At 68.4% G+C, this 3,823-nt stretch carries 2 protein-coding genes and 1 tRNA gene; 1 reads left to right on the top strand and 2 read right to left on the bottom strand.

What is annotated here, in order from left to right; genetic code table 11:
* Positions 1 to 38 precede the first annotated feature (38 nt).
* A tRNA-Met gene (locus tag ABZ318_RS39240) sits at positions 39 to 112 on the bottom strand.
* A gap of 45 nt (positions 113 to 157) precedes the next feature.
* Positions 158 to 3,061 (bottom strand): UPF0182 family protein, encoded by a 2,904-nt coding sequence (locus ABZ318_RS39235; RefSeq protein WP_356907196.1) that lies wholly within the window; start codon positions 3,059 to 3,061, stop codon positions 158 to 160.
* Positions 3,062 to 3,196: 135 nt separating this feature from the next.
* On the opposite strand from ABZ318_RS39235, the gene ABZ318_RS39230 reads away from it, so the two are divergent.
* Entirely contained in the window at positions 3,197 to 3,748 is a 552-nt protein-coding gene (locus ABZ318_RS39230) for a PPA1309 family protein (RefSeq protein ID WP_356907195.1), read from the top strand.
* Positions 3,749 to 3,823: the final 75 nt, after the last annotated feature.

Genomic DNA, 3,823 nt, shown 5'->3' with positions numbered 1-3,823 from the left:
GCCCGGATCCTTATGGATCCGGGCCCTTGTCCTCTGAGTAGCGGGGACAGGATTTGAACCTGCGACCTCTGGGTTATGAGCCCAGCGAGCTACCGAGCTGCTCCACCCCGCGTCGGTGAAACCACAGTATCACGACGCGGGGACGGAAAACCTCAGGTCAGCCGCCTGACCCGGGCGTCTTGAGCTTCGCCCCGGCGTCCGCGGCCCGCTGGAGCGCCTGCTGGAGGTCCTCCTGGGCCTTGCCGTACGCGGTCCAGTCGCCCTTCTGCAGAGCGGCCTCGCCCGCGTCGTACGCCTTCTGGGCGTCGGCGATGGCCTGCTTCAGGGCCGCGTCGTTCGAGGCCGGCGGCTGGGTCGTGCCGGGCGGCTGCGTGGTGCCCGGCGGAGTCGTCGGCTGGGTCGGCGCCTCCACCCCGAAGACCGCGTTGAGCGCCTTGGTGAGGTTGTCCTCGAACACCGTGGTGTCCTTGGTCGTGTCACCCTTCGGCTGGTCCGCGTCCACGTACGACACCGCGACCTTCTTCAGGAGCGGGTAGAGCGCGTTGCGTCCCTGGGCGTACACCGGCTCCACGTACAGGAACCCGCCGTCGAGCGGCACGGTCAGCAGGTTGCCGTACTGGATGTCGGAGTCGGCGCCCTTCATGTCCCGGACGAAGGTGGCCACGGAGGGCAGACCGTTGAGCTTGCTCTGCACCTGGGCCGGGCCCGGCACGTCCTCGGTGACCCTCAGCAGTCTCATCCGGCCGTACTCCTTGCTGGTGGCGTCGGCGTCGACCGCCATGAAGGCGCCCAGGTTGGGCCGCCCGTTCGGCGTGAACGTCGTCGTCAGCGAGAAGCGCTGCGCCGTGTCCCCGGGCATCTTCATGCTCAGGTAGTACGGCGGGACCGCGTTGCCCTCCTTGTTGGTGGGGTCGTCCGGGACCTGCCAGGCGTCCGAACCGCTGTAGAACTGCGCGGGGTCGGTGACGTGATAGCGGGTCAGCAGCTCGCGCTGCACCTTGAACATGTCCTGCGGGTAGCGCAGGTGCGCGAGCAGGTCGCCCTTGATCTCGGACTTCGGCTTGACGGTGTCCGGGAAGGCCTTCATCCAGGTCTTCAGGACCGGGTCCTGGGTGTCCCACTCGTAGAGCTTCACCGTGCCGTCGTAGGCGTCGACGGTGGCCTTGACCGAGTTGCGGATGTAGTTGACCTGGTTCTGCTGGGCGACGACCGTGCGCTGCTGGTTGCCGACGGTCAGCGAGTCGGCCGTGGTGTCGCCGAGCGTGGTGCGCGAGGCGTAGGGGTAGCCGTTGGTCGTGGTGTAGGCGTCGACGATCCACTGGATCCGGCCGTCGACGACCGCCGGGTAGGCGTCGCCGTCGATGGTCAGCCAGGGCGCGACGGCCTCGACGCGCTCCTTGGGCGTGCGGTTGTAGAGGATCCGCGAGCCCTCGCCGATGGCTCCCGAGTAGAGGATCTGCGGCTCGCTGAAGGCCACCGCGTACGCGGCGCGGTTGAAGGTGCTGGAGAGGCTGACGCCGCTCTTCTCCTTGTAGCTGGTGGTCTTCTCGCCGTTCTCCTCGTAGTCCAGCTCCTTCTGGGGGCCGCCCACGATCGAGTACTGGTCGGTCTTCTCGCCGTAGTAGATCCGCTGCTGGTACGTGGGCAGCGAGCCGGTCGTCGGCAGTCCGGACTCGGTGAAGACCGGGGAGCCGTTGGCGTCCGTCTGCGTGCCCGAGGCCAGGATCGCGCCGTAGCCGTGGGTGTAGGTGAAGTGGTCGTTGATCCAGTTCCGCTTCGGGATGCCCCGGATGTTCAGCTCACGCAGGCCGACGACGGTGTCCTTGCCGGCATAGCGGTCCACGTCCAGGGTGGTCGGGAACTGGTAGTACTTCCGCTCCTGCTCCAGCTGCTGGAACGTCGGCGACACGATGTTCGGGTCGAGCAGGCGGTAACTGGCCGCCGTGTCGGCGTCCGTCCGCAGCTTGTCCTTGGCCTTGACCATGGACTTCCCCGAGTAGTTCTCGGCCTTCGTCCCGTCGATCGCGTACGCCTTGCGGGTGGCGTCGATGTTCTTCTGGATGTACGGCGCCTCCTTGGCCTGCTCGTTCGGCTGGACCTGGAACTTCTGCACGATGGCCGGGTACAGACCGCCGATCAGGATCGCGGAGAGGACCATCAGGCCGAAGCCGATCACCGGCAGCTGCCAGGTGCGGCGCCAGAGCGTCGCGAAGAACAGCAGCGCGCAGATGACGGCGATGCAGAACAGGATGGTCTTCGCCGGCAGGTACGCGTTGGCGTCGACGTACCGCAGGCCCGTCCAGTTGCCCGTCGCCTTGAAGTCGCTCGACTTCACCGCCAGGCCGTACCGGTCGAGCCAGTACGCCACGGCCTTCAGCGCGACGAAGAGGCCGAGCAGCACCGAGAGGTGGCCGGTGGCGGCGGCGGTGGCACGCGCGCCCGGGCTGGTGACCCGCAGCCCGCCGTACAGGTAGTGCGTGAGCGCGGCGGCGACCAGCGACAGGACGGCGGCGGCGAAGCCGAACGCGAGGAGGAACCGGTACCAGGGCAGGTCGAAGGCGTAGAACGACACGTCGAGCCCGAACTGCGGGTCCTTCTGGCCGAACTTCACCCCGTTGACCCACATGAGCCAGGTGCGCCACTGGCCGGACGCGGAGGCGCCGGCGATCAGGGCCACCAGGGCGGTGACCGCGAGCAGCACCCACTTCTTGAAGGGGGCCAGACCCATCCGGTACCGGTCGAGGCTCTGCTGCTCCAGCGACATCGCGCTGAGCGGCGGCCGCAGCCGGTACGCCAGCCAGACGTTGAAGCCGACGGCGATCCCCATCAGCAGGCCGAAGACCAGGAAGAGACCGATCTTGGTCCACAGGGTGGTGGTGAACACGGACGAGTACTCGACCGAGCGGTACCAGAGCCAGTCCGTCCAGAACCCGGCGAACATCACGAACGCCATGGCCAGAACGGCCAGCACCCCGAGTGTCATGAGCAGGGTGCGGGCCCGCCGGGACGGCCGGCCGACTCTCATCCTCGGCCCGGACGGGCCTTGGCCACGGTCCGGCATCTGGAAAGCCAACGTGCGCCCCTCGATGTTGATGCGTCTGAAAGCAGGCCCCGCGATCGTAGAGCCCACTGATGCAACTTACTGAGGCTTTACCTAGTTCCCGCCTTCCGGGGAAGAGGAGGCAGGATATTGGTCATGTCCAACCTTTCCCCCTCCGGCCCGGCCATGGCCGCGAGCCCCCTCACCCGCGCGGTGCTCGAGATCGACGAGTACGCCTCGGGCCTCGGCTGGGACCAGCCCGCCCGCCTGTTCGCCCTGGTCGACACCGCACGGCTGCGCGCCCGGGAGCCCAAGCTCGCCTCCCAGCTCGGCCTGGGCGACGACGCCACCGCCTACACCCCCATCGAGCAGGACAAGCTGCCGCGCGGCAAGGCCCTCGACGAGTTCCTCGGCACGATCGCCTGGCCCGACGCCGTGGCCGGCTGCGCCCTGACCGTGGAGCGGCTCATGCTGCCCCCGTCGGCCGAGGCCCAGGTCCCGCAGGGCCTGAGTGAGAAGCAGCTCGCCAAGTGGGTCGCCGGGCACCCTGACCGCCAGGAGGTCCGGATGACCGTGGCCGTGCTGCGGGACGGCGCCCGCGAGGCGGCGATCCGACTGCGCGAGAAGGACTCCCCGACCGAGGTGCTGACCGGCCCCGACCTGGTGCCGGGCCTCGCCGAGGCGCTGGCGGCGACCTTCGAGAGCTGAGCCGTTCCGGTACGGCTTCGAGAGCCGCTTGTCGCTCTTGTAGCGCTCCTGGATCGCCTTCATCTTCGGCTGGAG

The sequence above is a fragment of the Streptomyces sp. NPDC006197 genome, from assembly GCF_040613865.1.
Classification (GTDB): Bacteria; Actinomycetota; Actinomycetes; order Streptomycetales; family Streptomycetaceae; genus Streptomyces.
The sequence above is the reverse complement of the archived record's forward strand: the minus strand, read 5'-3'. Positions and strand labels throughout refer to the sequence as shown.